This is a genomic window from Microcystis sp. BLCC-F209, from assembly GCF_041928595.1.
In the GTDB taxonomy this organism is placed as follows: domain Bacteria; phylum Cyanobacteriota; class Cyanobacteriia; order Cyanobacteriales; family Microcystaceae; genus Microcystis.
Map to the genome: position 1 here is coordinate 1 of NZ_JBHFLL010000245.1, position 1054 is coordinate 1054.

Annotated in this window: 1 protein-coding gene; it reads left to right on the forward strand. The window is 39.7% G+C overall.

The genetic code is table 11. From position 1 onward, the window contains the following. Nucleotides 1-4: 4 nt before the first annotated feature. Nucleotides 5-1054: RNA-guided endonuclease InsQ/TnpB family protein (locus ACE1AQ_RS15625; RefSeq protein WP_374808736.1), on the forward strand; the 1050-nt coding region annotated here is incomplete at its 3' end.

Genomic DNA, 1054 nt, shown 5'->3' on the forward strand with positions numbered 1-1054 from the left:
GACAGTGATAACGCTTACCTACCAGTACAAACTAAAGGTAAACAGACAACAGGAACAGGAGATAATCCACATTCTTGATGTTTGCAAAAGCGTTTATAATTACGCTCTTTCAGAACGGAAAGATTGGTTAAACTCTCGAAAGTGTCTTGCGGACCGCTGTTCGTTAGTTTCCGAGTACATAATTCCTGCGGATGAACCCTATCCAAATTACTTCGTTCAAGCTAAAAATATAACGGAAGCTAAAAAAGTTTACCCGATATTAAAGACGATTAACGCTCAAGTCTTACAGCAAGTCTTAAAAACTGTAGATAAAGCTTTTGACCAGATAAAATCGAAAGGCTTCGGCTTTCCTAGATTTAAGAAAAAGATGCGAAGTTTTGTTTTCCCCGCGCTCTCAAAAAGCTTTCTAGGTGACGAATACTTAAATTTTCCACAATTGGGAAAAATTCGGATTAGGAAATCCAGAAAGTACCCGCCCTGGTTCGAGCCTAAACAAGCTCGAATTATCCAAAAAGCGTCGGGATTTTACGTTTCGGTTTCCTTCCAATCTACGGAATTAGTTCCCGATATGACAGTTGGGAAAACCTGTTTAGGAATTGACGCGGGGATTGAGAGTTTTGTCGCTACTTCACGGGGAGATTTAATCAAAGCCCCTCGATTTTTGTTAAAAGTACAGAGTCAGCTTAAATTGCTACAAAGACGCTTGAAACATCAAGTCAAAGGCTCGAACAATTGGTTGAAACTCCAAGATAAGATAGCGAGATTACACGAAAAAGTGTCTAATACTCGCAGAGATTGGCACTTTAAACTAGCTCATGATCTTGGTGATCTTGCTGATAATATCTTTGTCGAAGATATTAACTTCATTTCCTGGTCTAGAGGGATCGTTAGAAAACAATCTCTGGATTCGGGCATCGGTAGTTTTATTAACGAGATACTACCGTTTGTCGCTTGGAAACGGGGAAAATATTATCTTAAAGTCGATAAAAACGGAACTTCCCAGGAGTGTCCGAATTGTGGCGCAATTACTGGCAAAAAAGCGTTATCGGAAAGA